General features: G+C 52.8%; 4 protein-coding genes and 1 pseudogene. 3 read left to right on the top strand and 2 right to left on the bottom strand.

The features are described 5' to 3' along the window. Positions 1–837 (bottom strand): FtsW/RodA/SpoVE family cell cycle protein (locus ACMLHZ_RS13330; RefSeq protein ID WP_418668166.1); only part of this gene is annotated, 837 nt, incomplete at its 3' end. Between the two features lie 53 nt (positions 838–890). Continuing rightward, on the bottom strand, positions 891–1,496 hold the full coding sequence (locus ACMLHZ_RS13325; RefSeq protein ID WP_253013902.1) for a helix-turn-helix domain-containing protein: 606 nt from the start codon (positions 1,494–1,496) through the stop codon (positions 891–893). A 231-nt stretch (positions 1,497–1,727) separates the two neighbouring features. On the opposite strand from ACMLHZ_RS13325, the gene ACMLHZ_RS13320 reads away from it, so the two are divergent. From ACMLHZ_RS13320 to ACMLHZ_RS13310, 3 genes and pseudogenes are all read left to right on the top strand, one after another. Beyond that, a complete protein-coding gene (locus tag ACMLHZ_RS13320) occupies positions 1,728–1,961 on the top strand; it encodes a DUF6514 family protein (protein ID WP_279036357.1) in 234 nt (77 codons plus the stop codon). Positions 1,962–2,871: 910 nt separating this feature from the next. Next, positions 2,872–3,276: a TetR/AcrR family transcriptional regulator gene (locus ACMLHZ_RS13315; protein WP_349184904.1), complete on the top strand. Its 405-nt coding sequence runs from the start codon at positions 2,872–2,874 to the stop codon at positions 3,274–3,276. Between the two features lie 307 nt (positions 3,277–3,583). Next, positions 3,584–3,863: pseudogene (locus tag ACMLHZ_RS13310) on the top strand (hypothetical protein); the annotation flags it as partial.

Here is a 3,863-nt window from a genome sequence, read left to right as displayed (position 1 = left end):
CGAAAAAATAAAGTCGTTCTGCGGCTCCGGCACGTACAGATATTTCTGTCGGCTGTTGCCCAGCCCCAGCCCGGCCAGCCCGCCCGACGCGATGGCGTAGAGGCTCTGGATCGTCTGGTGACCTTCGCCCAGCGGGTCGGCAAAGGGGTCGCGCCACGACGCGAGCCGGTCCGTGGCGTAGGGCACCAGCTCCGGCAGCGCAATGACCGCCGCCGCAATGGCTGCCGCGCCCAGCCCCCCGGCCAGCCCGAACCATTGCAGCCCCGTGCCGCCCACAAACATCAGCACCGCGCCGATGGACAGAATCAGCAGCGTGCCGGACAGGTGCGGCTCCAGCAGCATGAGCACCGTGACGACCCCCAGAATCAACGCGAACGGCACAACGCCTGTGGAAAACGACTTCATCCTGTCGTGGTTCAGTGAGATGATATGCGAGAACACCAGCACAATCGAGAATTTTGCGATTTCACTGGGCTGCAGCGTGCCCAGCCCCGGCAGCACGATCCACCGCTTGCAGCCGTTGTACTCCGGCATGAAAAGCACGATGGCAAGCAAAAGCAGCGAGATCCCCAGCATCGGCCAGGCCAGCCTGTGCCAGACGTGGTAGTCCACCAGGCTGGCCGCGTACATAGCCAGCACGCCCAGCGCCGCAAACAGCAGCTGCGGGCGGATGTAGGTGTAGGCGTCGCCGCGGCGGTAGAGCGCCACCGCGTACCCCGCGGAGAACAGCATGATGAGCCCGTAGCTCAACAACAGCAGCAAAATCAGCAGAAACGGTATGTCGAATGTCGGCAGCGATGCCGCCCGCGCCCGAATCCTTTGTACAAGTGCAGCCATAACAAAGCCCCCTGCGCAGAGTGTACGCAGGGGGCGGCGGGTTTATGCTTTTGTCAGCGGTTCAAATCAAGGCTCAGCATCGTGTAGCCGTTGGCGCCGTTCTGGATGCTCTGGGCGCTGGCCTCATAGCAGGCCTGCAGGACCTCCATGTTGGGCTGGGGCGCGTCCGGGTCGGTGATGGTCCCGGTGGCAAGGGCCTCGTTATAATTCTCAATAACCTGGGCACAGATGCGGCGGCGATCCCGCAGCGGTGTCAGCAGGTTGGCCATCCACTGCTGGTACATGCCGTGGTAGTCGCTGCCGTGGTCAGCATACAGAAAGTAATATTCCTGCTCGACCTCCATGGGCGACGCCTGGCAGCGGTAGAAATCCCCCAGTGCCGCGCGCTTTTTATCGGTGGAGTATTGCAGGATGTCCGACAGACCATTGGGGAAAAGCTCTGGGTGCCGAATCCATTTGGAGTACGGCTCCACCTGCACTTTTAGCGCATCAAAGACGGCCAGAAAATCCTCAAGCGCGATTTTCATCTCGCCCTTTTCCCATTTCTGGATCGTGCGCTTATCCCGGCCCAGGCGGTCTGCCAGTTCCCGCTGTGAAACACCCGCTGCCTCCCTCGCAGCGGTCATTGCTTCTGCCACACGGTATCGATATGCGGACATAACATCTTCTCTCCCCTCAAAACGCGATTCACCGCCGGAAAAACAGCAAAGCGGCGGTGCAAAATGCGCCGCCAAAATTTCCGGCACTGGTTGTGTACTTTGCACACCGGGATATGCTATATTGTGAAGGGCGGCATCTATAAGTACACTAACACTACCACAATTTTACTCCGGTTACCATTTTTTGTCAATATATTTTGTTATGTAGCATAGCAGGAGTGGGTGAAAATCGTGTATACCTATCGCGTTGTCTGTCAAAAGCTATCCGCGCCCGAGCTCGGGTCCTACACTACCTACGGCATTCTGGCCGCGCGGGACCTCCGCGGCTGCCAGCAGGTCGTACAGTTTATCTCCGACGTATCGTTGGATCGCGCCTTCGTCGAGGCCCTCGCACGCCGCTGCACCGCCGCCCAGCTCGACCCCTGCCACCTGCTGGATGTGGTCGAGGATGCCATCAGCGGGTAAAGCCTTCCGCCCCCAAAGGCTCCGACCAGGGGCGAGGTGTGCCCTTTTGCCGGGTGTCCTATAGCGCAAGGGACACCTCTCACATACTGTTCCCGGCAAGCGCAGTCCTTGCCCGGGTGTGTTTGCCGTGCGCCTTTTATGCGGTCACCGTAACTTGCTTGTCAGCTCCTGCTCATACTCCGGCGTGTCAAAAAATCACATTCGTGACCTATTGAATATGTAGGGGCGACTATTGGTCACCCGCCAACTTGGCGCAGCAACGCCTTTTCCGGGTAAGTTTTTTTCACAGGCAAACGGGCACGGGCGAGCAATGCTCGCCCCTACAAGAGTTTTTTGACAGTCTGTATACTCATTGTCAGGCTCTTTGGCCAGCCTGACCTTTTGTCAGACCTCAAAAGGCTTGCTACCAAAACGGAACTTCCATCCGGTGATCGTGATACAGGTCGTCAGCGTAACGAGCATTGCGCAAAGAATGCTTTCCAAATCGTCTTTTTCATGGTAAAGGCAATACCGCATAATTCTAAGTGCCGATACGGCGAGCGAGGTGCGGCAGCTGCTAAGCCAAAAGCGCCGATAATACTGGATACTGCAAAGGTGAGCGCCGCCAGTGGCGGATACAGCGAACCGAAGCAGGGGCAGCGGTCGCAGAGTGCGAGGGGCTTTTGTCCCCGAAGCACGATGCGGGTACCGCAACCCGACATTATCGAGCATTTTGGCAACGCAGATGCCGTGCCGCAGCCGCCGGAGCGGTGCTTAAGCCGTCAGGCGGGAATTGTGCGGTGTTGCCTAAAGTCCTTTCTGTCATGTGTGGTATTTTACCGGTGATGTTTTCCGTTAGAAATCATCACCGCCGAAATCATCAGAGTCAAAGTCGTCTGAACCAAAGTCATCAGAATCAAGGCGTGAATTCGTGAATCATCTTGCAACTTCAAAAGAAGACATACTAGCTGCAAGCAGAGAACTGATCAAAGAAAGCGGATGGACTGCTGTGAGCATACGTACTGTTGCGTCCCGATGTTCTGTTTCGGCTGGGACAATCTACAATTACTATGAATCCAAGGCCGATTTGCTTGGGGATACAATTGAGAGTATTTGGCGTGAAATCTTTTTCCACTCTGAAGATGAGCAGGTCTTTTTTAAAGATGTTGCGGCCTGTATCTCATGGATTTATAAAAGACTGGAATATGGAAATGAGCAATTTCCAGGCTTCTTTTCTCTGCATTCGTTTGGATTTGTGAAGGATGAAAAAACGGATGGAAAGAAGAAAATGTTGCAGACATGGGGACACATTCTGAATGAATTGTGTAATATATAAAGAATGATTCCAAGATTCGTTCAGATGTATTTGATCAGCAATTCACAGAAAAACAGTTTGCAGATATATTATTTTCTTTAATATTAGTATCAATGATTCGTCAGGATTATGATCCGTCTGCGATATCGATGCTGATCAATAAAACACTCTATTAAAATTCTCCCACCTTTGATTGTGGGGATTTTTTTAAGCAAAGTGAACAGCGTTCACTTATGCGTTTAAAGCTGTACCCGGTTGTAATTATGTGAAAGCTGCTTTAACAGCAAGACATAGTTCCATATAAAATTTCAGAATAAGGATGCTTATTATGCAGGCAATTGTAGAAACTTTATTTGATATCGTATATTTGTTTTCGGTAATCACAATCGGGATTTTAATGATCCGCAAAAGCAAAGGAAACCGCCAGTTTACCATGTTTGTAATTATGGCAGTTCTTTTAGGAAGCGGAGATGTATTCCATCTGGTTCCTCGTGCAGTAGCGCTTTGTACAACTGGACTTGAGAACTTTACTGTACAGATGGGGTTAGGAAAGTGGATTACCTCTATCACTATGACTATCCTAAAATCATCCCCGCCTCAGAATTTGC

Origin of the sequence: Allofournierella sp., from assembly GCF_048388525.1 — a bacterium.
Lineage (GTDB): Bacteria > Bacillota > Clostridia > Oscillospirales > Ruminococcaceae > BQOK01.
Note: the sequence above shows the minus strand (reverse complement) of the source record. Positions and strands in the feature narration are given on the sequence as shown.